This is a genomic window from Acinetobacter sp. CY73, from assembly GCF_059515865.1.
On sequence record NZ_JCAKMZ010000006.1, the window covers coordinates 26,640 to 48,864 of the forward strand.

Annotated in this window: 21 protein-coding genes and 1 other RNA gene; 16 read left to right on the forward strand and 6 right to left on the reverse strand. The window is 39.3% G+C overall.

Annotated elements, in window-relative coordinates; all coding sequences use genetic code 11:
* Nucleotides 1-36: 36 nt before the first annotated feature.
* The gene (locus AC5YD2_RS04785; protein ID WP_496125222.1) at nucleotides 37-690 is read right to left on the reverse strand and encodes a TetR/AcrR family transcriptional regulator; all 654 of its coding nucleotides are present in this window, start codon (nucleotides 688-690) and stop codon (nucleotides 37-39) included.
* A gap of 211 nt (nucleotides 691-901) precedes the next feature.
* Between AC5YD2_RS04785 and prpB the strand changes: the two genes are divergently transcribed.
* From prpB to AC5YD2_RS04800, 3 genes are all read left to right on the forward strand, one after another.
* Nucleotides 902-1,786, forward strand: a complete 885-nt coding sequence (gene prpB / locus AC5YD2_RS04790) for a methylisocitrate lyase (protein WP_496125223.1) — start codon at nucleotides 902-904, stop codon at nucleotides 1,784-1,786.
* Between the two features lie 3 nt (nucleotides 1,787-1,789).
* On the forward strand, nucleotides 1,790-2,926 hold the full coding sequence (prpC, locus tag AC5YD2_RS04795) for a bifunctional 2-methylcitrate synthase/citrate synthase (protein WP_496125224.1): 1,137 nt from the start codon (nucleotides 1,790-1,792) through the stop codon (nucleotides 2,924-2,926).
* A 172-nt stretch (nucleotides 2,927-3,098) separates the two neighbouring features.
* Entirely contained in the window at nucleotides 3,099-3,503 is a 405-nt protein-coding gene (locus tag AC5YD2_RS04800) for a hypothetical protein (protein WP_496125225.1), read from the forward strand.
* An 86-nt stretch (nucleotides 3,504-3,589) separates the two neighbouring features.
* Here AC5YD2_RS04800 and glnG read toward each other — a convergent pair whose 3' ends face one another.
* Together glnG and glnL are read right to left on the reverse strand one after the other, a co-directional pair.
* Complete coding sequence (glnG, locus tag AC5YD2_RS04805; RefSeq protein ID WP_496125226.1) at nucleotides 3,590-5,071, reverse strand: nitrogen regulation protein NR(I); 1,482 nt, start codon at nucleotides 5,069-5,071, stop codon at nucleotides 3,590-3,592.
* A complete protein-coding gene (glnL, locus tag AC5YD2_RS04810; RefSeq protein WP_496125227.1) occupies nucleotides 5,058-6,167 on the reverse strand; it encodes a nitrogen regulation protein NR(II) in 1,110 nt (369 codons plus the stop codon). Before glnL ends, glnG begins: the two co-directional genes overlap by 14 nt.
* Before the next feature lie 359 nt (nucleotides 6,168-6,526).
* On the opposite strand from glnL, the gene rimO reads away from it, so the two are divergent.
* The 12 genes from rimO to lpxA all read left to right on the forward strand — a co-directional run bounded on the left by rimO (nucleotide 6,527) and on the right by lpxA (nucleotide 18,860).
* The gene (gene rimO / locus AC5YD2_RS04815) at nucleotides 6,527-7,870 is read left to right on the forward strand and encodes a 30S ribosomal protein S12 methylthiotransferase RimO (protein ID WP_496125228.1); all 1,344 of its coding nucleotides are present in this window, start codon (nucleotides 6,527-6,529) and stop codon (nucleotides 7,868-7,870) included.
* A 57-nt stretch (nucleotides 7,871-7,927) separates the two neighbouring features.
* Nucleotides 7,928-8,656, forward strand: coding sequence for a UMP kinase (gene pyrH, locus AC5YD2_RS04820; protein WP_496125229.1), 729 nt, complete (start codon nucleotides 7,928-7,930; stop codon nucleotides 8,654-8,656).
* A gap of 78 nt (nucleotides 8,657-8,734) precedes the next feature.
* On the forward strand, nucleotides 8,735-9,289 hold the full coding sequence (frr, locus tag AC5YD2_RS04825) for a ribosome recycling factor (protein WP_496125230.1): 555 nt from the start codon (nucleotides 8,735-8,737) through the stop codon (nucleotides 9,287-9,289).
* An 8-nt stretch (nucleotides 9,290-9,297) separates the two neighbouring features.
* The gene (gene uppS / locus AC5YD2_RS04830; RefSeq protein ID WP_496125231.1) at nucleotides 9,298-10,050 is read left to right on the forward strand and encodes a polyprenyl diphosphate synthase; all 753 of its coding nucleotides are present in this window, start codon (nucleotides 9,298-9,300) and stop codon (nucleotides 10,048-10,050) included.
* Nucleotides 10,050-10,874, forward strand: coding sequence for a phosphatidate cytidylyltransferase (locus AC5YD2_RS04835; protein ID WP_496125232.1), 825 nt, complete (start codon nucleotides 10,050-10,052; stop codon nucleotides 10,872-10,874). The genes uppS and AC5YD2_RS04835 overlap by 1 nt, the downstream gene beginning before the upstream one ends.
* Nucleotides 10,875-12,068, forward strand: coding sequence for a 1-deoxy-D-xylulose-5-phosphate reductoisomerase (gene ispC / locus AC5YD2_RS04840; RefSeq protein ID WP_496125233.1), 1,194 nt, complete (start codon nucleotides 10,875-10,877; stop codon nucleotides 12,066-12,068).
* Between the two features lies 1 nt (nucleotide 12,069).
* Nucleotides 12,070-13,425, forward strand: a complete 1,356-nt coding sequence (gene rseP, locus AC5YD2_RS04845; protein ID WP_496125234.1) for an RIP metalloprotease RseP — start codon at nucleotides 12,070-12,072, stop codon at nucleotides 13,423-13,425.
* Between the two features lie 39 nt (nucleotides 13,426-13,464).
* A complete protein-coding gene (bamA, locus tag AC5YD2_RS04850; RefSeq protein ID WP_496125235.1) occupies nucleotides 13,465-15,972 on the forward strand; it encodes an outer membrane protein assembly factor BamA in 2,508 nt (835 codons plus the stop codon).
* Nucleotides 15,973-16,033: 61 nt separating this feature from the next.
* Nucleotides 16,034-16,513 (forward strand): OmpH/Skp family outer membrane protein, encoded by a 480-nt coding sequence (locus tag AC5YD2_RS04855; RefSeq protein ID WP_496125236.1) that lies wholly within the window; start codon nucleotides 16,034-16,036, stop codon nucleotides 16,511-16,513.
* Nucleotides 16,514-16,516: 3 nt separating this feature from the next.
* A complete protein-coding gene (lpxD, locus tag AC5YD2_RS04860) occupies nucleotides 16,517-17,587 on the forward strand; it encodes a UDP-3-O-(3-hydroxymyristoyl)glucosamine N-acyltransferase (protein ID WP_496125237.1) in 1,071 nt (356 codons plus the stop codon).
* Nucleotides 17,588-17,589: 2 nt separating this feature from the next.
* A complete protein-coding gene (fabZ, locus tag AC5YD2_RS04865) occupies nucleotides 17,590-18,075 on the forward strand; it encodes a 3-hydroxyacyl-ACP dehydratase FabZ (RefSeq protein ID WP_496125238.1) in 486 nt (161 codons plus the stop codon).
* Nucleotides 18,072-18,860: an acyl-ACP--UDP-N-acetylglucosamine O-acyltransferase gene (gene lpxA, locus AC5YD2_RS04870; RefSeq protein WP_496125239.1), complete on the forward strand. Its 789-nt coding sequence runs from the start codon at nucleotides 18,072-18,074 to the stop codon at nucleotides 18,858-18,860. Before fabZ ends, lpxA begins: the two co-directional genes overlap by 4 nt.
* A gap of 144 nt (nucleotides 18,861-19,004) precedes the next feature.
* Here lpxA and AC5YD2_RS04875 read toward each other — a convergent pair whose 3' ends face one another.
* Nucleotides 19,005-19,838, reverse strand: coding sequence for a YbgF trimerization domain-containing protein (locus tag AC5YD2_RS04875; RefSeq protein WP_496125240.1), 834 nt, complete (start codon nucleotides 19,836-19,838; stop codon nucleotides 19,005-19,007).
* A 286-nt stretch (nucleotides 19,839-20,124) separates the two neighbouring features.
* Here AC5YD2_RS04875 and ffs point away from each other — a divergent pair.
* Nucleotides 20,125-20,221: signal recognition particle sRNA small type (gene ffs / locus AC5YD2_RS04880), an RNA gene on the forward strand.
* Nucleotides 20,222-20,313: 92 nt separating this feature from the next.
* On the opposite strand, the gene AC5YD2_RS04885 is transcribed toward ffs, so the two are convergent.
* Together AC5YD2_RS04885 and recA are read right to left on the reverse strand one after the other, a co-directional pair.
* Complete coding sequence (locus tag AC5YD2_RS04885; protein WP_496125241.1) at nucleotides 20,314-20,997, reverse strand: regulatory protein RecX; 684 nt, start codon at nucleotides 20,995-20,997, stop codon at nucleotides 20,314-20,316.
* A gap of 75 nt (nucleotides 20,998-21,072) precedes the next feature.
* Nucleotides 21,073-22,116, reverse strand: a complete 1,044-nt coding sequence (recA, locus tag AC5YD2_RS04890; RefSeq protein WP_496125242.1) for a recombinase RecA — start codon at nucleotides 22,114-22,116, stop codon at nucleotides 21,073-21,075.
* Nucleotides 22,117-22,225 lie beyond the last annotated feature (109 nt).

The window sequence follows — 22,225 nt, forward strand, 5'->3', positions numbered from 1 at the left end:
ACTAATATACTATAAGATGTAGGAATTGCAAAAAAACTAGACTTTTTGATGAGCGTCTAAGAAGCGTTCAACGCAATAAGTAATATAACTGGTTACTTCTTCGTCATTTTCAGCGATTGGAATCCCCATAATGATTTGCCATTCAATATTTCTCAATATTCCAAAGAAAAAGTGTGCTGAATACAGAGGTTGCTCGCATAAAATTAAACCATTTTGATGCGCATTGCTGAGGGCGACCGCAATCGCGGATTGGATCTCTTTGGGACCTTTTTCATGAATGTTCAGTGCAAGTTCGGAATTACGCTGTGCCTGTTCCATGATAAGGTGAATGAAGGCAACGTTTTCAGGTAGTTTAATATGTGCATAAAAGTTGAAAAGCGTACTAATTAAATAAGATTTTAGATCAAAGGTTGTAGGATCATGCGAGCTACAGATATCTTTAAAAAATAACTCACGCCTATAGTCACAAATTGCTGAAAATAAGCCTTCTTTACTACCAAAATACTTATAAATCGATGCTTTAGAACCGCCTGCATGTTGAACAATATCATCTAAAGACACAGCATCATAACCATGTTTCAAAAACAATGTATTAGCACTTAGCAAAAGTGCCATGCGGCGCTCAAGTCCACGGCGGGTCTGGGGGAGATCGCAACCCACCGTTTCAATTTGTGCTAATGGATTGATCATAAAAGTGTATATCAATAAATATTCTAGGGTTATTACGATTATAGCAAAGTTGTCAATCAAAATCTGAATATAAACATGATTCAATTAATGAATGAAAATTCACTTTATATGACTAAAGTTTTAGAGCAAAAGCACTATTGGGTCATTTTTCAGCAAAAATTTATGGTTATACTCAAAGTTCGAGAATTATAGAACAACTGTGGAAAAGGATATGACAGAACAAACGTCTGCAGGCTTAAGATTTAGAAAAGCATTAGAAATTGAAAAGCCATTACAAATTATGGGCACTGTAAATGCTTATGCTGCCATGATGGCAACGCAAGTCGGTTATAAAGCGATTTATGTATCTGGCGCAGGTGTTGCAAATTATTCTTATGGCTTACCTGATTTGGGTATGACCAGTTTAGATAATGTACTTGAAGATGTTCGTCGTATCACTGAACGTGTCGATACACCTTTGTTAGTCGACATTGATACCGGTTGGGGTGGCGCATTTAATATTGCTCGTACTGTGAAGCAGATGATTGCTGCAGGTGCTGCAGCAGTGCATATTGAGGATCAAGTTGCGCAAAAACGCTGTGGTCATCGTCCAAATAAAGAAATCGTGACTCAGCAAGAAATGGTTGACCGTATTAAAGCGGCTGTAGATGCTAAGACAGATTCTAACTTTGTTGTAATGGCGCGTACCGATGCATTGCAAAAAGAAGGTCTTCAAGCGGTCATTGATCGTGCATGTGCATGTGTTGAAGCAGGTGCAGATGCAATCTTTGCTGAAGCTATGACCGATATCACCATGTATAAAACAGTTTGCGATGCGGTAGGTGTACCCGTTTTAGCCAATATTACTGAGTTTGGTGACACACCTTATTACACCACTGAACAATTGGGTGGGCAAGGTATTGCGATGGTGCTTTATCCTTTGTCGGCTACACGTGCGATGCAAAAAGCGGCTTTAGAAGTGATGCAATCTGTACGTCAAAATGGCACGCAAGTGAATGTATTAGACATCATGCAACAGCGTAAAGAGTTGTATGAATTTTTGGATTATCACACTTTTGAAAACACATTAGATAAACTCTTTACGGAAGGAAAATAAAAAATGGCTGAAGGAAAAGTACTCACTGGCGCAGGTCTGCGCGGACAAGTTGCAGGAAAAACCGCACTATCTACCGTTGGTAAAAGCGGTGCTGGCTTAACATATCGTGGTTATGATGTGCGGGATTTGGCTGAAAACTGTCAGTTTGAAGAAGTGGCTTATTTAATTTTCTTTGGTGAGTTGCCAACGACAGAACAGCTTGCTGCTTATAAAGCAAAATTAAAATCTTTGCGTCAGCTTCCACAAGCGCTTAAAGAAGTCCTTGAGCGCATCCCTGCAGATTCTCATCCGATGGATGTGATGCGTACAGGCGTTTCAATGCTGGGTAATCTTGAAACAGAGCAATCTTTTGATCAACAGCAAGATGTAGCGGATCGTATTCTGGCAACATTACCTGCAATCATCTGCTATTGGTACCGTTTTAGTCATGATGGTGTACGTATCAATGAAAACACGGATGATGATTCAATTGGTGCGCAATTCTTGCATTTACTTCGTGGTGAAAAGCCAAACGAGTTGCATGAGCAAGTGATGAATGTGTCATTGATTCTTTATGCAGAGCATGAATTTAATGCTTCTACGTTTACTGCACGTGTTTGTGCTTCAACTTTATCTGATATGCATTCATGTATCACAGGTGCAATTGGTTCGCTTCGTGGTCCATTGCATGGTGGTGCAAATGAAGCTGCAATGGAAATGATTGAGAACTGGACGTCTCCTGAAGAAGCTGAACGTGAGATGCTAGGCAAGCTTGAGCGTAAAGAGAAGATCATGGGCTTTGGTCATGCGATCTATAAAGACAATGATCCACGGAATGACATCATTAAAATTTGGTCTGAAAAATTGGCTAAAGATGTTGGTGATACAGTGCTTTATCCAGTTTCCGTACGTTGTGAAGAAGTGATGTGGCGTGAGAAGAAATTATTCTGTAATGCTGATTTCTTCCATGCATCGGCATATCACTTTATGGATATTGCAACCAAATTATTCACACCAATCTTTGTGATGTCGCGTGTGACAGGTTGGGCGGCACATGTAATGGAACAACGTGCGGACAATCGTATTATTCGCCCAAGTGCGGATTATACAGGTCCTGAGCTGCGTAAAGTTGTACCGATCGCTGATCGTAAAGCGGCTTAATACTAAAGAGCCTTGATCTTAAAGCGTCCAATGAATCTCCTTGGGCGCTTTTTTGCATATAAAAGGAAATATAGAGTGTTTTAAAATCTGATTCAAAATTATTGAATATCGAAATCAAAATAAAGATGAATGAAGTGAATGGTGAATGGGGCATCAACTGTCAGAGATAAAAATGAACTTGAATGTAATTTCAACAGAACGTCAAGATGGTACGTTGATCAGGTTGATTGATATTCTGAATTTGATTCCAGACAATAATTACTCTTGGTCAATTTTAGAATATGAGGGTATTGGTGGGTTGGGAATTAATGATTTTAGTTTCGAGCAAGTCTGTAAATATGCCCAGTCAAATTCGCAAGGATTTATTCTTAATTTTAATGATTTAAAAGTTTTTGCCAGTACGCTTAATCAAACATTAGATTGTTTGATTGTGGCGAGTAGAAGTACTGAGGATTTTTTATTGGATCGAGCACAGGTTGAAAATTTTTATCATACTGCGTTCTTGATTGAGGTTTGGGATGGATATAAGTGGTTAATTGGGGCGCAAGAGGCTTTAAATATAGATGCTTTAGAATAATCGCTATGAATATGTTCTTTATCATTAATTTTTTAGGCGACAGCTAAAGCCTTAATTAAGCATTTAGCTGTCAGTCGCTTTAAAAGTTACTCTGCTAACGACACAATTTCTTCTTCCTCTTCATCGACCGTGTCCATGCCTAGCTCTTTGAGTTTACGAGTCAGTGTATTTCGACCCCAGCCCAATAGTTCAGCGGCATGACGTTTACGACCGCGGGTTTGTTGCAGTGCCGCATTGATTAAAGTGCGCTCAAACATTGGAGTGGCAATATCAAGTAGCTTCATTTCGCCATTTTTCAGCTTTTGAACCGCCCATTGATTGAGTAATTCATCCCAGTGTTGAATCACCACGCGTTCAGGATGGTTTGCTGAAAGGTTGTCTTCAGACTTATGGATTGGCAATTGTTTAAGTTCTGATGGCAAATCTTCAGGGTAAACTTCACGACCTGTAATCATCACTGTTAACCAGCGACAGGTGTTTTCGAGTTGACGTACGTTACCTTGCCAAGGCAATTGTTGCATATATTCAACAGTTTCAGAGCGTAAAATTTTTGGACTGACACCAAGTTCTTTACCTGCGCGTGCTAGAAAATGCTGAGCCAGCATTGGGATGTCTTCAGAGCGATGTGCAAGCTTGGGAATATGAATACGAATTACATTTAAGCGATGATATAGATCCTCACGGAAGCGCCCATCAGTCACTAACTTTTCTAAATCTTGATGGGTTGCGGCAACGATACGTACATCCACACGCACTGGAATATGCCCACCAACACGGTAAAACTCTCCATCTGCAAGTACGCGTAATAGGCGCGTTTGTGTTTCAAATGGCATATCACCAATTTCATCGAGGAACAGTGTTCCACCGTTGGCTTGTTCGAAACGACCTTGACGCTGAGAATTTGCACCTGTGAAAGCCCCTTTTTCATGTCCAAAAAGTTCTGTTTCGATCAGGTCTTTTGGGATCGCTGCCATGTTTAAAGCAATAAAAGGTTTGCTACCACGTGGTGAGTGGCGATGTAATGCATGCGCAACCAGTTCTTTACCTGTACCTGATTCACCATTGATTAATACAGTAATATGAGATTGTGATAATCGTCCAATGGCACGGAAAACTTCCTGCATAGCAGGTGATTCGCCAATGATCTCAGTAGATTGAATCGGTTGAACTGTTTTAGCAGATTCTTGCTGCTGAAGTTTATTGAGATGCATGATGGCACGATTGACCAATGCAAGAGCTTCATCAATGTCAAAAGGCTTTGGTAAGTATTCAAAAGCCCCTGTTTGATAACTTGAAACCGCGGATTCCAAATCTGAGTGAGCGGTCATGATGATGACAGGAAGGTCAGGGTAGTTTGCTTTCACTTTTCCTAGAAAAGTTAGACCATCAATACCGGGCATGCGGATATCAGTGAGAATCACATCAGGGGTATTATCCGCCAACTCATCCAATGCAGATTGTGCTTCTTCAAAACTGGTAACTTCAAAACCTTCTTCTTTGAATGTTTTTTCTAATACCCAGCGCATAGCACGATCGTCATCAATGACCCAAATTTTATTTCGTGACATGTTTAAGCTCCCAAGGTATGTAAAGGCTAAATATTGTTTTTCCTGGAACGGATTGGCATTCAATCATTCCGTTATGTTGATGCATAATATTCTGGGCGATACTGAGTCCAAGCCCAGTTCCTTTTGCTCGTCGAGTAACGAGTGGATAAAAAACAGATTCTAAAATATCTTCAGGCACGCCCGGTCCATTGTCTTCAATATCAATACGGACTGTAGAACGGTGGGTAATACCATTGATGGTGACGAGGCGCTGAATACGCGTTCTTAAAATCAGTTCAGGTTGTTCTTCTGTGAAAAATTCTTTGTTTTCGGTCATGGCTTGGACGGCGTTGACACTGATATTCAACATGACTTGAATGAGTTGATCGCGATCAGCATATACATCGGGTAATGAAAGATCATAATCACGAGTGATTTTAATTTTCTTTTTAGTTTGGTTGATAATTAGAGATCGAACCCGTTCTAGAGGTTCATGTACATTTACGGGTTCGTAGCTTGGTAGTTGACGGGACCCTAGCATGGTATCGGCAAGATTTCTTAAACGATCCACTTCACTGATGATAATGTCAGTGAATTCTGCATATTGAGGGTCATTGAGACTACGAGCAAGCAGTTGAGTTGCACCACGAATACCACCTAAAGGATTTTTAATTTCATGGGCGACACCTCGAATCAATTGTCGCGCAACTTGATGTTGTTGGAGCAGATTCTCTTCTTTAGAAATTTTCAACATGCGATCAATGGGATTTAATTCAATCAATAGCAGAGGGTGATAGGACTTGCCTGAACTGAGTCGAGCAACTGAATAATCGACATGAACATCTTTAAAGTTGATGGTAATGGTTGCATCACGGCGTGTATAGGCTTGACCATTTTCAAGTGAGTTGAGTAAGGCTTCATGCGTATTAAAGGTATCTGTTGGTGCTTCAAGAATATTGAGTACAGGTGAGCCTTGCGCTCGAAGTAAGCTGATGTCAAAAAGCGCTTCACAAGAAGAGTTAAGGTAAAAGATATTAAGCTCTGCATCGACCAAGAGAACGGCTGTAGCTAAGTTGTCTACCAGTAGTCGATAGTCGATGGGTGGTCGTTGATCCATTTACTTTAAAATCCTGTATTAAAATAGCGCAATCGCAGTAATGCCCTTTAAAAATTGCTCATTAAGAGGGAGGTGTTTGCATAAAGCGTCCTCAAATAAAGCAAAATATGAGCCAACTTTAACTTAAAAGTATTTTATTCTTCATTCGTTATCGAAATGATCAAAACTTAAAACAGATTTATATGATTTATTGCGGAATGTCACTCTATCAATAGCATTTTGCACTATATAAGTGCAAGAATATTATTTTAATAAATAATTAGAATTATTTTGGTGCGTTGCATATTCTCATAGCGTATCGGCTATTTTTATGAATCGAAAAGTCTTACAATACGCGCATTATAGTGGAGTGCAGATTCATGAAATCCCCCAAAGTCGGTTTTGTTTCTTTAGGTTGTCCTAAGGCATTGGTCGATTCCGAACGAATTTTAACTCAGTTGAAGACTGAAGGTTATGATGTAGCGTCTGATTATGACGGTGCTGATTTAGTTGTTGTAAATACCTGTGGTTTTATTGAATCTGCGGTACAAGAGTCTTTAGATGCAATTGGCGAAGCCATGAGTGCCAATGGTCGTGTTATTGTGACAGGCTGTTTGGGTAAAGATGAAGACAAAATTCGTGCAATGCATCCAAATGTTCTCAAAGTGACAGGTGCGGCAGCATATCAAGAAGTAATGGAAGCCGTACATCAATATGTACCTGAGCCACCAAAACATAATCCTTTTATTGATTTGGTACCTGAACAAGGTATTCGCTTAACCCCAAAGCATTATGCATATTTAAAAATTTCAGAAGGTTGCAACCACCGCTGTACATTCTGCATTATTCCAAGTATGCGTGGTGATTTAGTCTCTCGTCCAGTCGGTTCGGTATTGTCTGAAGCGCAAGCCTTAAAAAATGCAGGCGTAAAAGAAGTTTTAGTCATCTCTCAAGACACGTCTGCTTATGGTGTAGATACCAAGTACAAACTTGATTTTTGGAACGGTCAGCCAGTTAAAACCAAATTCTATGATATGTGCGAAGCACTGGGTCAGTTAGGTATTTGGGTGCGTTTGCATTATGTCTATCCGTATCCACATGTGGACGCCGTGATTGATTTGATGGCGCAAGGTAAAATTCTTCCGTACTTGGATATTCCTTTTCAACATGCCAGTCCACGCATCTTAAAATTGATGAAGCGACCAGCCCATAGTGAAAATACTTTAGAGCGGTTGAAGTTGTGGCGTGAAAAATGCCCTGAACTTGTCATTCGTTCAACTTTTGTTGTTGGTTTCCCGGGTGAAACTGAAGAAGATTTTGTTCAATTGCTTGACTGGTTGAAAGAAGCTCAACTTGATCGCGTGGGTTGTTTTACTTATTCACCTGTTGAAGGTGCTACAGCAAATGATTTACCTGATCATGTGCCTGAAGACATCAAACAAGAACGTTACGAACGTTTTATGGAAGTTCAACAAGCAATCTCTGCTGCCAAACTTCAAAAACGTATTGGTCAGACCATGACAGTATTGGTGGATGACTTGGATGAAGAATTCCCAGTTGCGATTGCACGTTCATATGCAGATGCACCGGAAATTGATGGTAATGTTTTTGTTGAAGACATCGATAAGAGTCTCATCAAAGCTGGTGATTTGCTTGAAGTACGAATCACGGATGCAGACGAATATGATTTATTTGCTGAATTGATTCAAATTAAATCAGCATAATTGAAACAATGAACAGCAACGCAGAATACATTAAATAAATAGATATCGGAGCTTGAGATGCTAGATTCAAAAAAACCACGCTTTGGGCGTATCTTGTTGAAATTGTCTGGTGAGGCATTGGCAGGTAATAAAGACATGGGTATTGATGCTCAAGTCCTTGATCAAATGTCGTTATCGATTGCACACTTGGTGGGTTTAGGCGTTCAAGTGGGTATCGTGGTGGGTGGTGGTAATTTATATCGCGGTAGCCAATTGCAAAAAGATGGTTTAGTGGGTCGTGTGACTGGCGATCAAATGGGTATGCTCGCAACTGTCATGAATGGTTTGGCGCTACGTGATGCATTGGTGCGCCGTAATATTAAAACTCGTTTAATGTCTGCTTTACCGATTGGTACTGTGGTTGAGTCTTACTCAAGCCGTGATGCGATTCGTCATTTAGCGCGTAATGAAGTTTGTGTATTTGTTGCAGGGACGGGTAATCCATTCTTCACAACAGATACAGCGGCTTGTTTACGTGGTATTGAGATTGAGGCGAACCTCATTCTTAAAGCCACTAAAGTTGATGGTGTGTACAATAAAGATCCAAGCAAATATGAAGATGCTGTTAAATATGACACGCTGACCTTCGATCAAGTATTAGATGAAAAGTTGGGTGTCATGGATTTGACGGCAATTTGTCTATGTCGTGATCATAATGTGCCATTACAAGTATTCGATATGAATAAGTCAGGTGCGCTACTTTCAGTGGTTATGGGTGAAAAAGAAGGGACTCACGTTACAAACTAATGTACGTGAGGGCTAAAGCTCTTTATACTAGCCTGAATTAAGCTCAACACTTTAGATAAATTAAGTAAGGAAGATCAGATGATTAACGATCTTAAAAAAGACAGCGAAGACCGTATGAACAAAACTCTAGAATCTCTAGAGCATGGGTTTGCAAAAGTTCGTACAGGTCGTGCGCATCCATCAATTTTAAATAATGTTATGGTGTCTTACTACGGTTCTGACGTGCCACTGAATCAAGTTGCAAACGTCGGTGTTGAAGATTCACGTACATTATTGGTTCAGCCATTTGAGCGTTCAATGGTTGCTGCTATTGATAAAGCAATTCGCGAGTCAGATTTGGGGCTCAACCCAATCAGTGCTGATGCGATTCGTGTTCCTATGGCTGCATTGACTGAAGAAACGCGTCGTGATATGCAAAAAGTTGCACGTAATGAAGCAGAAAATGCAAAAGTTGCAATCCGTAATATCCGCCGTGACGTTCTAGGTGATATCAAAGCATTGTTGAAAGAGAAAGAAATCTCTGAAGATGATGAACGTCGTGCTGGTGATGATATTCAAAAAATCACGGACAAATTTGTAGCTGAAGTTGAAAAACGTTTAGCTGCTAAAGAAGCTGAACTGATGAAGGTTTAATCTCTCGGATGACCATTTCTGAAGAACAGATTATTCCTCAACATGTTGCCATCATTATGGATGGCAACAATCGTTTTGCCAAAAAGAAAGAAATGCAAAAAGGTGATGGGCATCGTGAAGGTAAACACGTCCTTGATCCGATTGTAGAGCATTGTCGTAAAGTCGGTGTTAAAGCCCTAACGGTTTATGCTTTTTCTAGTGAAAACTGGAATCGTCCCCAATACGAAGTTGATTTGCTGATGCAATTGTTGAAAGAAACAATTCATGAGCAGATTCCTCGTATGATCGAATTTGAAATTTCCTTGCGTTTTATTGGTGATCGTAGCCGACTCTCTTCAGAGTTGCGTGAATTAATGTTGCACGCTGAAGAAAGGACTGCTAAGTTTACCAACATGACGCTGACTATTGCAGTGAGTTATGGGGGGATGTGGGATATTGCACAGACTGCTCAAAATCTTGCGAAAATGGTTAAAGAACAGCAGCTAGATGTCGAGCAAATTGATGAAAAACTCTTTGCTCAGCAGATTAGTTTAGGTGATTTGCCTTCAGTGGATCTTTTGATTCGTACGGGTGGTGATTATCGCTTATCTAATTTCTTATTGTGGCAGTCCGCTTATGCAGAGTTATATTTTACAAAAACTTTGTGGCCTGAATTTACCACGGAAGAACTGGATCATGCCTTCGGAGTGTTTTCAGGGCGTGAAAGACGGTTTGGTAAAACGTCAGAGCAAATTCAACAAGAGAAAATAGAGAACGAATAATGTTTGAGCGGATAATTACCGCCTTGGTTTTGGTTGCTATTGTACTAAGCTGTATGTTTGCTACAACATCACCTGATCCAATGTTGGTGTTAATGATTGTCGCTGCGGGGGTAGGTGGTTATGAGTGGTTTAAACTCATGCCACGTCAAACTGATCAAGTGAGTAAAATCAAAGCAGGATGCTTTGGCATATTAACTGCCTTTTTTTCTGGTTTAGCATTATATTTTAATGATTTAGCACTGCTTTTATGGAGTGCATCCATTGTTACATGGTTGATTAGTCTCTTTTGGGTCAGAAGTTATCCATCGAATGATGGATGGTATAACCCAAGTCTTAATTTTATTGGCTTAGTGATTATCAGTGCTGCTGTTACAGCAATCTTTGAGGTATGGTCAAGTTCACCTTGGTGGTTAATGTATTTATTCCTTCTTGTTTGGGGGGCTGATAGTGGCGCTTACTTTGTTGGACGTAAATTAGGAAAGCGTAAATTAGCGCCTGAAGTGAGTCCAAATAAGTCAATTGAAGGGTTGGTTGGTGGAATCATTACCGCCGCAATAATCATCGTAGTAGTTCAATCGCTATATCTAAATTTGTCTTTAACACAACACATCTTGTTCCTGATTCTTTCACTTGTCACTGTATTTAGTTCGGTATTGGGTGATTTGTTTGAGTCGATGATTAAGCGTCGAGCTGGAATAAAAGACTCAGGTCGTGTATTGCCAGGTCATGGTGGCGTACTAGATCGAATTGATTCATTGCTTGCTGCGGCGCCAATTTTTGCAGCAGGTATGTATGTTTTAAAACTTATTGGTGTAGATTTATAGATGTCTCAATCTGTTTGTATATTAGGTGTCACAGGTTCAATTGGTCAAAGTACGTTAAGAATTTTAGATCAGCATCCAGATGAGTATTCAGTCTTTGCTGTTTCGGCATTTAGTCGACTTGAGCAGTTGAGTGAAATATGCAAACAGTATCAACCTAAGATTGCTGTAGTTCCTTTAAATAAAGTGGATGAACTACAAGCAATTTTTAAGCAAAAAAATATTCAAGGCGTTGAAGTTTTAGCAGATGAAGCGGGTTTAATCGCTGTTTCTGAGCATGTTGATGTTGATGTGGTCATGGCAGCGATTGTAGGTGCTGCAGGACTCCTGCCAACATTGGCGGCTGTAAAAGCTGGAAAGCGAGTGCTGTTGGCAAATAAAGAAGCATTGGTGATGTCTGGTGACATTATGATGCAGACTGCTCGTGAACATCATGCATTATTGCTTCCTGTAGATTCGGAACATAATGCAATTTTTCAGTGCCTCCCTCAGAATTATTTAGAAATCGAAAAGAAAGGTCAGCCAACCTTAGGTGTTGCTCAAATTTTATTGACTGCATCAGGTGGCCCATTCCTTAATCATAGCTTAGAACAACTTAAACAAGTGACTCCTGCGCAAGCATGTAAACATCCTAATTGGTCTATGGGTCAGAAGATTTCAGTCGATTCAGCAACGCTGATGAACAAAGGCTTGGAGTTAATTGAAGCCTGTCATTTATTTTCAATTGAAGAACAATTTGTTACAGTCGTTGTTCATCCGCAAAGTATCATTCATTCTATGGTTCAATATGTGGATGGTTCAACTTTGGCGCAAATGGGAAATCCTGATATGTGTACGCCGATCGCGCATGCTTTAGCGTGGCCGAAGCGTATTCAAACCGATGTGCCTGCTTTAAATGTATTTAATACTCAGCTCGATTTTCAAGAACCCGACTTACAGCGTTTTCCATCACTCAAACTCGCGCGTGATGCAATGCGTCAAGGTGGTGTGGCACCTGCAATTTTAAATGCTGCGAATGAAATGGCTGTCGAAGCATTCTTAAGTGAACGTATTGGCTTCCTTGATATTCCACGAGTGGTTGAACATAGCTTAAATAAAATCGAAAATATGGCTGCAACTAGTATTGAAATGATTCTCGATATAGATCAACAATCACGTCAAATTGCTTCACAATATATTGCTAAGTTGAGCAGTTAATATGAATGTTCTATTTATTATCGTCGCTGCAATTTTGCTATTAGGGCCACTTATTGCCATTCATGAATTTGGTCATTATTGGGTGGCAAGAAAACTAGGTGTAAAAGTCTTGGTTTACTCCATCGGCTTTGGTCCAACGATTCTAAAATGGACATCAAGAAAATCAGGAATCCAGTATCAGCTTTCCGCATTACCACTGGGTGGTTATGTCAAAATGTTGGATGAGCGTGAGGGAAATGTAAGTGCAGAAGACTTACCTTACGCATTTAATCGACAATCACCATGGAAACGTATTGCGATTGTCGCGGCTGGCCCTTTGGTTAATCTGATTTTTGCTGTGCTTTTATTTTGGATTCTATTCTTACCTGCTCAAGAGCAATTGAATACTCGTATTGGTAAAGTGATTGAGAATACACCAGCCGCGTCTGTTCAAATGAAAGCTGGCGATAAAATTGTAGCTGTCGATGGTCAAGACACTCCAACTTGGGAAAAACTCAACTATGCGCTGGTTGATCGTGTAGGTGAGACAGGTTATATCCATTTAGAAACTTTACGTGATGGTCAGGCTCAAAATGTTCAACTGCCTATTCATGATTTTTTAAAAGATCAGTCACAGTCACCACTAGATATTTTAGGTTTTACACCATATCGACCCGTTATTCCTGCTGTTGTTTACAAATTAAGTGATGATGGTGCGGCAGTACGCCAAGGGATGAAAGAGGGAGATAAGATTATCTCTATCGACAATCAACCAATGAAAGATTGGTTTGATGTGGTTGATGTGGTTCAAAAATCGCCTGAAAAATTGTTGGCTATTTCTGTTTTACGTGAAGGTAAGATTGTAAATCTTCAGGTGATGCCGCAAGGTAAACGTGACAATATGGGGAATACAACGGGTATGTTGGGCGTTCAAGCGCAAACATCTCAAATCAATATTCCTGCTGAATATAAGCAAATGATTCAATACAATCCAGCTGAAGCTTTTGTGGTTGCTGTTGAAAAAACAGGTCAGCTTTCTTCGATGATTTTAAACTCGATTGTTAAAATGGTTCGAGGTTTAATTGGGTTGGATAACTTGTCTGGTCCTATCACGATTGCAAAAGTTGCAGGTCAAAGTGCTGAAATGGGTTGGAAAACATTCATTTCATTTATGGCGCTGATGAGTGTAAGTTTAGGGATCTTAAATTTATTACCGATCCCTATGTTGGATGGTGGGCATCTTGTCTATTATTTTATTGAATTAATTCGTGGTAAACCTGTTTCTGAACAAATACAATTGGTTGGATTAAAAATAGGTATGTTATTGTTAGGAAGTATGATGTTCCTTGCAATATTTAATGATTTTATGCGTTTATAGCGTTTGATTGAAAAATTAACTTACTGGAAAACAATAGGCATGCAGCACAAACATTTATTTATGCCATTGGCACTCGTTAGCGCAATGGCAGCAGTACAACAAGTATATGCAGCAGACGAGTTTATCGCACGGGATGTGCGTGTAGATGGCTTGGTACGACTTACTCAAGCCAATGTTTTGGCAATGTTGCCAATCAATGCGGGAGAGCATGTAAATGATCCTGCGATTGCCAATGCGATTCGTGCTTTGTATGCCTCTAATGCCTTTGATGATATTCAAGCTTCTGAAGAAAATGGCGTTTTGGTCTTTAAAGTGGTTGAGCGACCAATCATTGCTAAAATCAATTTAAAAGGAAACAAGCTCATTCCAAAGGAAGCATTGGAAGAGGGTTTGAAGAAAATGGGCTTAGCTGAAGGTGAGATTTTCACAAAATCAGCAGTTCAAACTTTGGAAACAGAATTAGAACAACAATATGTTCAGCAAGGTCGTTATGATGCCGATGTAAAAGTTGAAACAGTTGCTCGTCCGAATAACCGTGTTGAGTTGAATGTCGACTTTAATGAAGGTAAAGCAGCAAAAGTTTTTGACATTAACATCATTGGTAATACTGTTTTTAAAGAAGATGATATTAAGCAAGTATTTGCTGTTAAAGAAAGCGGTTGGATGTCAGTAATTTCACGTAATGATCGTTATGCACGTGAAAAAATGGCAGCGAGTCTTGAATCTTTACGCGCTCTGTATTTAAACAAAGGTTACATTAATTTTGAAATTAACAATTCAAATTTAAATATTAGCGAAGATAAGAAAAAGATCTTTATTGAAGTGTCTATTGAAGAAGGTCAACAATTTAAATTCGCTGAATCTAAATTCTTGGGTGATGCACTTTATAAAACCGAAGAATTGGAAGCGCTTAAACTTTATAAAGAGGGTGATGTTTATTCTCAAGAGAAAGTAAATGCTGTTAAGCAATTGCTTCAAAGAAAATATGGCAATGCCGGTTATTACTACTCTGAAGTCAATGTTGTTCCTGAGATTGATCAGCAGAACAATACGGTTGCGTTGAATTATTATATTAATCCGGGCTCGCAAGTCACTGTGCGTCGTATTAACTTTAGTGGTAATACCAAGACTGCAGATGAAGTATTGCGCCGCGAAATGCGTCAAATGGAAAGTGCGCTAGCAAGTAATGAGAAAATCGAGCTTTCTAAAATTCGTTTAGAGCGGACAGGTTTCTTTAGTAAAGTCGAAATGAAGTCTGTTCGTGTACCAGGTGCGCCTGATCAGGTCGATCTGAATGTTAGTGTTGAAGAGCAACACTCAGGTACAAGTACCTTGGCAGTAGGTTATTCTCAAAATGGTGGTATTACTTTCCAAGCGGGTTTAAGTCAAACCAACTTTTTGGGTACTGGTAACCGTGTTTCAGTGGATTTCTCCCGTTCTGAAACTCAAGATTATTATAACCTGAGTGTTACAGACCCGTACTTCACGATTGATGGTGTGAGTCGTGGTTATAATATGTATTACCGTAAAACAAAGCTTGATGATGACTACAACGTCAACAACTATGTCACAGATAGTTTTGGTGGTGGTTTAACCTTTGGTTATCCAATTGATGAAAACCAAAGCATCAGTGCAGGTTTGAATGTTGATAATACTGAAGTGACTACAGGCCCTTACGTTTCTACCTATGTACGTGATTATTTGCTTGCCAATGGTGGTAAAGGGTCAGGTAAAACAGGAATTTATTGTCCAACAGGTTTGTGGAATGAGACTGATAAAGTTTGTGGTGTAAATGATGAGGGGTGGGAGTCTTTTGAAAATGAATTTAAGGGTGAGTTCTTAACCTATAATTTGAATTTGGGTTGGTCGTATAATACTTTAAACCGTCCAATGTTCCCGACCTCAGGTATGTCACATCGAGTGAATGCTGAAGTTGCACTACCAGGTAGTGATGTTGAATTCCAAAAAGTGACTTATGATGCACAGGCTTTCTTTCCTTTAGGAAAGGACTTTGTACTTCGTGGATATGGTAAGTTAGGTTTTGGTAATGATTTACCTTTCTACAAAAATTATTATGCGGGTGGATATGGCTCGGTACGTGGTTATGACAACAGTACTTTGGGTCCAAAATATCCAGGTGTAACATTTAATGAGCAGAACCAGTTAGATCGTGATCCAGAAGAAGTGGGTGGTAACGCCTTAGTTCAATTTGGTACTGAATTGGTTTTGCCTGTTCCATTTAAAGGTGATTGGGCTCGTCAGGTTCGTCCTGTGATCTTTGCAGAAGGTGCACAAGTCTTTGATACCCAGTGCGATATTCCAAATGGTAATTTATATTTAAATGAAGCAAATCCAACTGTAGATGCTAAACAATATTGTAAAGATAATTTTGGCTTTAAAACCGACAATATGCGTTATAGCGTAGGTGTTGGTTTTACTTGGATTACCATGATTGGCCCATTATCTCTGAGTTATGCATTCCCATTAAATGATAAGTTGGGTGATGAAACCAAGAATGTCCAATTCGAGATCGGTCGTACTTTCTAAGTGCGATCGCTACTTATTCAAAAATCGATTTAATTTGATTTGTGGAAGAGGCGATATAACAATGAAAAAATTAAGCTTAGCAATTTTGTCGCTTAGTTTATCTGCAGTAGTGAACGCGGCTGGTTATGGTGTGATTGATCTTGAAAAAGTTGTAGAGAGTAGTCAGTACTTGAAACAACAAAATGCAAGTTTAGAAGCATCTATTAAGCCTCAGGCCACCAAGCTTGAACAGTTGAACAAAGAGTTGTCAGCTTTGCAACAACAGTCTCAAGCGAAAGGTGCAAACCTAAAGCAGATCGAAACACAATACCAAGCTAAAATGACTGAATTTACGACATTGCAGCAAAGTGTCCAATCGCGTGTTCAAACGACGATTCAGAACACCAATAAGACATTTGAAACCCGTGTAAAACAAGCAGCAGAGCAGCTTCGTCAAGAAAATGGCCTTGATTTGGTTTTAAATAAAAATGCTGCACTGGCGTTTGACTCTAAATATGATTTAACTGCTAAAATGATTCAAAAGGTCAATGCAATCAAATAAGCAATGAAATCAAATCAGTTTCAACTCGATCATTTGGCTCAGCTTGTTCAAGGTGAGCCAATTGGTCAATCTCATCTCAAGCTGGTCGGTCTTGCTAGCTTAGGTCAAGCACAATCACATCACATTTCATTTGTAAATGCTGAAAAGTATTTGGATGAGGCGTTATCCTCTCAAGCGGGTGCGCTCATCGTCACTGCTGAAATGAAAGAAAAGTTAAGTACACATCAAAACTTCATTGTCGTTAAAAATCCATATCTTGCTTTTGCGATTCTGACGCATGCCTTTGAATCTAAAGTGACCAAACGTGGCATTGAAGCCACAGCTCAAATTGATCCATCCGCTATCGTCGCTGATGATGCTTATATTGGTCATTATGTAGTGATCGGTGAAAATGCTGTTGTAGGATCAAATACTATTGTTAACTCTCATACTAAAATTGATGAATATGTAGAAATTGGTCGTGATTGCTTTATTGATTCTCATGTCACTGTCACTGGCGAATCTAAAATTGCTGATCGCGTACGTATTCATGCTAATACCGTTATTGGTAGCGAAGGTTTTGGCTTCGCACCTTATCAAGGAAAATGGAATCGAATTGCACAACTGGGTTCGGTGATCATTGGAAATGATGTTCGAATTGGATCAAATTGTAGTATTGATCGGGGTGCACTTGATGATACCGTGATTGAAAATGGTGTCATTATTGATAACCTTGTGCAAATCGCCCATAACGTAAAAATCGGTGCTCATTCAGCATTTGCTGCTAAATCCGTTATTGCAGGCAGTACAACAATTGGCAAAAACTGTATTGTGGGTGGAGCTTCTGCAATCTCAGGACACTTAAATATCGTTGATAATGTAACATTGACAGGAATGTCAATGGTGACAAATAATATTTCTGAGGCTGGAACTTATTCTTCGGGAATCGGATTATTTGAAAATCAGAAATGGAAACGTACAGTTGTTCGCCTTCGACAATTAGCAGATGTGCCATTGACCAAACTTGTGAAAAAAATAGATGATATGCAGTCTCAAATCGAGTCAATCGAATCAACTTTAAATTTGCGTAAATAATTATGACTGAGTCTTCAACTTTACCTTTCGCGGTTCCTGAATTACCGATGCAGATCCAAACGATTCGTGAGTATCTTCCACATCGTTATCCATTTTTGCTTGTAGATCGTGTGACTGAAGTTCATGAAAACAGTATCGTGGGCTATAAGAATGTTTCCATAAACGAAGAGTTTATGCAGGGACATTTTCCTGGATATCCAATTATGCCAGGTGTGTTGATTGTGGAAGCGATGGCGCAAATCTCAGGAGTACTTGGTTTTATTATGAACGATGAGAAGCCGCGACCAGGTTCTTTGTTCTTATTTGCGGGTGCTGAGCGGGTTCGTTTTAAAAAACAAGTCGTTCCGGGTGATCAACTCGTGTTAAAATCAGAACTCATTATGCAAAAACGCGGCATTTACAAATACCAATGTACTGCCAGTGTTGATGGTGTGATGGCAGCGACAGCTGAAATTATTATCTCTCATCAGAAACTAGAGCAGGCATGAGTAAAAACGACTTAATTCATTCTACTGCAATTATTGATGCTTCAGCAGTTATTGCTGACGATGTCAAAATTGGTCCCTTCACGATTATTGGTCCAAATGTTACTATTGGTTCAGGCACGACAATACACTCCCATGTAGTGATTGGTGGTTACACACGTATTGGAAGCGGAAATGAAATTTTCCAATTCGCCAGTGTGGGCGAAGTTTGTCAAGACCTTAAATATTCAGGTGAAGAAACCTGGCTGGAAATTGGTGACAACAATAAAATTCGTGAGCATTGTAGTTTGCATCGTGGCACTGCTCAGGATAAGTCGTTAACTAAAATTGGTAGTAATAACCTGTTAATGGTCAATACGCATATTGCACATGATTGCGTTGTTGGAAGTAACAATATTTTTGCAAATAACGTGGGTGTTGCTGGCCATGTTCAGATCGCGGATTACGTGATTGTTGGTGGTAACTCTGGGATTCATCAATTTTGTAAGGTGGATTCTTATAGCATGATTGGTGGTGCATCTTTAATTGTTAAAGATGTTCCTGCCTATGTTATGGCGTCTGGAAATCCTGCACATGCGTTCGGTCTTAACCTTGAAGGTATGCGTCGTAAAGGTTGGTCTAAGCAAGTGATTAATGGCTTACGTGATGCTTTTAAACTAATTTATAAATCAGGCTTGACGACTGAACAAGCGATTGAACAAATAACAGCTGATATTTTACCAAACGTTACTGAAGTTCAATTATTGATTGACTCATTGATTGAATCTAAGCGCGGTATTGTGCGTTAAGTTATGTTGTAACTACTCTTTGTTGAAAAGCTCTTTTCATATTTTATATGGATATAAAATATTGATTTGCAATAAATGGGTAGTGAATAAAAAAGACATCTTCGGATGTCTTTTTTAATGTCTAGTATTTCTGACTAAGCTGATTTAGCTATTTTTAAAGAAACCCGCTTCTTCAGATTGTGGATAGGTCGCAATCAACTTGTTTTTATAGACTTCAGCCGTTTGTGTGTTTTTATTTACATCTTTCGCAATGCTGTAGAGTTGGTAAAGTGATCTGGGAGCTTTGCTAGAATCTGGAAATTTGGCCGCTACCGTTTCATAGTTTTTTTTAGCTTCATCATAATTGGGTGGTTCAATCGCTAGATTGAATTCAGCCAACCAAAAATAAGCATTCCCAGTGTAGACACTATTTGGATTGTTCTTCACGAAATTTTGCATGGGCGCTATGGCTTTTTTAGCACCACCTTGTTTATAAGCTTCTAGTGCAACCGTATAAGCAGCTTTATCTAATTCGGCTTGATTGGTGCTACTTACAGTTTGATTGCCTGTTGATGCAGGTGTAGAGTTGCTTACTGGCTCTGAATTATCTAGCGGTGAATTGTGACCAGAAGTGGGATTTGTTTCTTCAGACTGACTTTCAGGAGCAGTTTCATCGGTTGGATCGATTTTTTGCTGTAGTAATTCTAATCGTTGGTCTAGATCAGTATAGCGATTGGTTAATTCTTTATTGAGTTGATCTATTTGGTGATCTTGTTCTTCAATTTTTCCACGTAACTCACGTAATTGATTCTCTAAACGCTGATTTTGCTGAATTAAATCCCAGCTGGTATTGGTTGGGGTAGGAGTAGCTTGTGGCGTATTAAAGGTTCCTGAGCTACTTTGGCTCAGACCGCGGGATTCAATTGGAATATTGGCATAAACTTGCCCGATACCGATGAATGTAAGAGAGAGGGCAAGTAGCGTATGCTTAATGAGCATTTTATTAATCCAAAATATCAAATATTTAATCTGTAGGTTAGATTAAATGTGAAAGTCAAAATTTAATCCAATGTAAAACAGCTTAGGATTGAATTGCAATACGTATTTACAATGTTGGTATACAAATTAAATAGATGAAAATTCACGAGTTGAATTTGAAGATTGCTTTAATTCTACATAGGTTGTTTGTAAAATAATCAGTTGAATGAAACACTTGGATATATTGTAAAAAGACTCTTGCAAGATTGCTAAAAGTCTCTATACTCTGACCTTGCAATGGTAGCCCCGCTGGTGGCTTCGCAATTGTACTCTGAAAACCCCGCCAGGACCGGAAGGTAGCAACGGTATCAGAAATACGATGTGCCGAAGTTTTGCTAGTGGGGTTGCCACCAGTTTCTTATAATAATATTATTTAATTCTAATTTATCATTTCACAATTTTTGTTTTAGCTTGATCTCGATTTAAACTTTATTTTTTATTCATGATCACTTTCTTTACGTGAAATCGCTTTCATAATCGCATCCATTTCAAACCCCCGATATTGTAAAAATCTGATCTGTTTGGCTTTAATTTTGGGATCTTTAGAAACGTCAATTCCATATTTTTTGACTTTTAATTGATAAGCTTCTTCATACCAATCAATTTCATTCATGTCATTTTGAGCAAGCTCTTTATCTATACTCTTTGCACGTAGCGCGAGTTTGATCCGATTCGGTCCTTTGCCTTTGCGTATTTGGCTTCGTACCACCATTTCAGCAACTCGTTGATCACTTTGGTAATTTTCTCTTGAAAGCTCATCGACGAGAGTAATTACTTCTTCACGGTTATCGGCATATAAAGCGAGTTTTTCAATCAAATCTTTCTTTGAATATTCTTTACGGGTTAATACTGCAAAAGCGTAGGATCTTAATCGTGTGCCTGTTAATCCAGGTCGCTTAGTTTTTTGACCTGAATTCTCGGTATCTTCTAAAGTATCATCACTCGTATTGTTGGTTTTTTTTGAAAATGATTGATGATCAAATATTAATTCTGAGTGTGTTGAATTTGATAAATCTGAGGAGTTTGAATCTTTTGAGCTTAATTCATCACCATATTGATCTTTAAGTTTTTGGTAATCGATGAATTGAGGGAATTTAGCATCTTTTGAAGAGTCATTCATAACAGGATCTGCTCAAGTACAAATAAAATAAAACGCCCAAAAGGGCGTTTTATAGTTTAACGATATATGATGAGTTTAAACATCTAGAAAGTCAGTTTCTTCTTCTTTTTCATCAGTAGGTGCTGGAGTTGCAGTTACAAGTAGACGTTCGCGAATCATGCGATCGAGCTCGATTGCTATTTCAGGGTTTTCTTCCAAATGGCGTATCACGTTGTTTTTACCTTGGCCGATCTTATTGCCTTGGTATGAATACCAAGCACCTGCTTTTTGAACGAGTTCTTGCGCGACAGACAGGTCAACGAGTTCACCCAAATGATTCACGCCTTTGCCGTACATGATTTGGAAAACAGCTTCACGGAATGGGGGGGCCATTTTGTTCTTCACTACTTTCACACGTGTTTCAGAACCAACAATCTCATCGCCTTCTTTGACTTGACCAATACGACGAATATCAAGACGAATAGAGGCATAGAATTTCAGTGCATTACCACCAGTTGTTGTTTCTGGACTACCAAACATCACACCAATTTTCATACGAATTTGGTTAATGAAGATCACCATACAGTTTGAGCGTTTCGCATTACCTGTAATTTTACGCAGTGCTTGACTCATAAGACGTGCTTGAAGTCCCATATGCGAGTCACCCATTTCGCCTTCAATTTCGGCTTTAGGGGTGAGTGCAGCAACAGAATCGACAACGATCATGTCTACAGCACCAGAGCGTACAAGCATATCTGCAATTTCAAGGGCTTGCTCACCATGGTCAGGCTGAGAAACTAATAGGTTATCGAGGTCTACACCCAGCTTGCGCGCATATTGTGGATCTAATGCGTGTTCAGCATCGATGAACGCACACGTTCCGCCTGCTTTTTGGCATTGAGCAATCGCTTGTAAAGTCATTGTGGTTTTACCTGAAGATTCAGGACCATAGATTTCTACAATACGACCTTTTGGAAGTCCGCCAATACCTAATGCAATATCAAGTGTTAAAGAGCCTGTTGATACAGCTTCAACTGCTTGAACAGTATTGTCACCCAAACGCATCACTGAGTTTTTACCAAATTGTTTTTCAATTTGACTTAAAGCCGCAGTGAGCGCTTTGCTTTTGTTCTCATCCATCTCGTAACCTCAAAAACGATGTAATATCACTAATAACTTAAGTGGATGTATTAAATAAATTCTCATGTCCACAAGGCTTATAGTGACAGAAAAAAAATATGTATTCTAT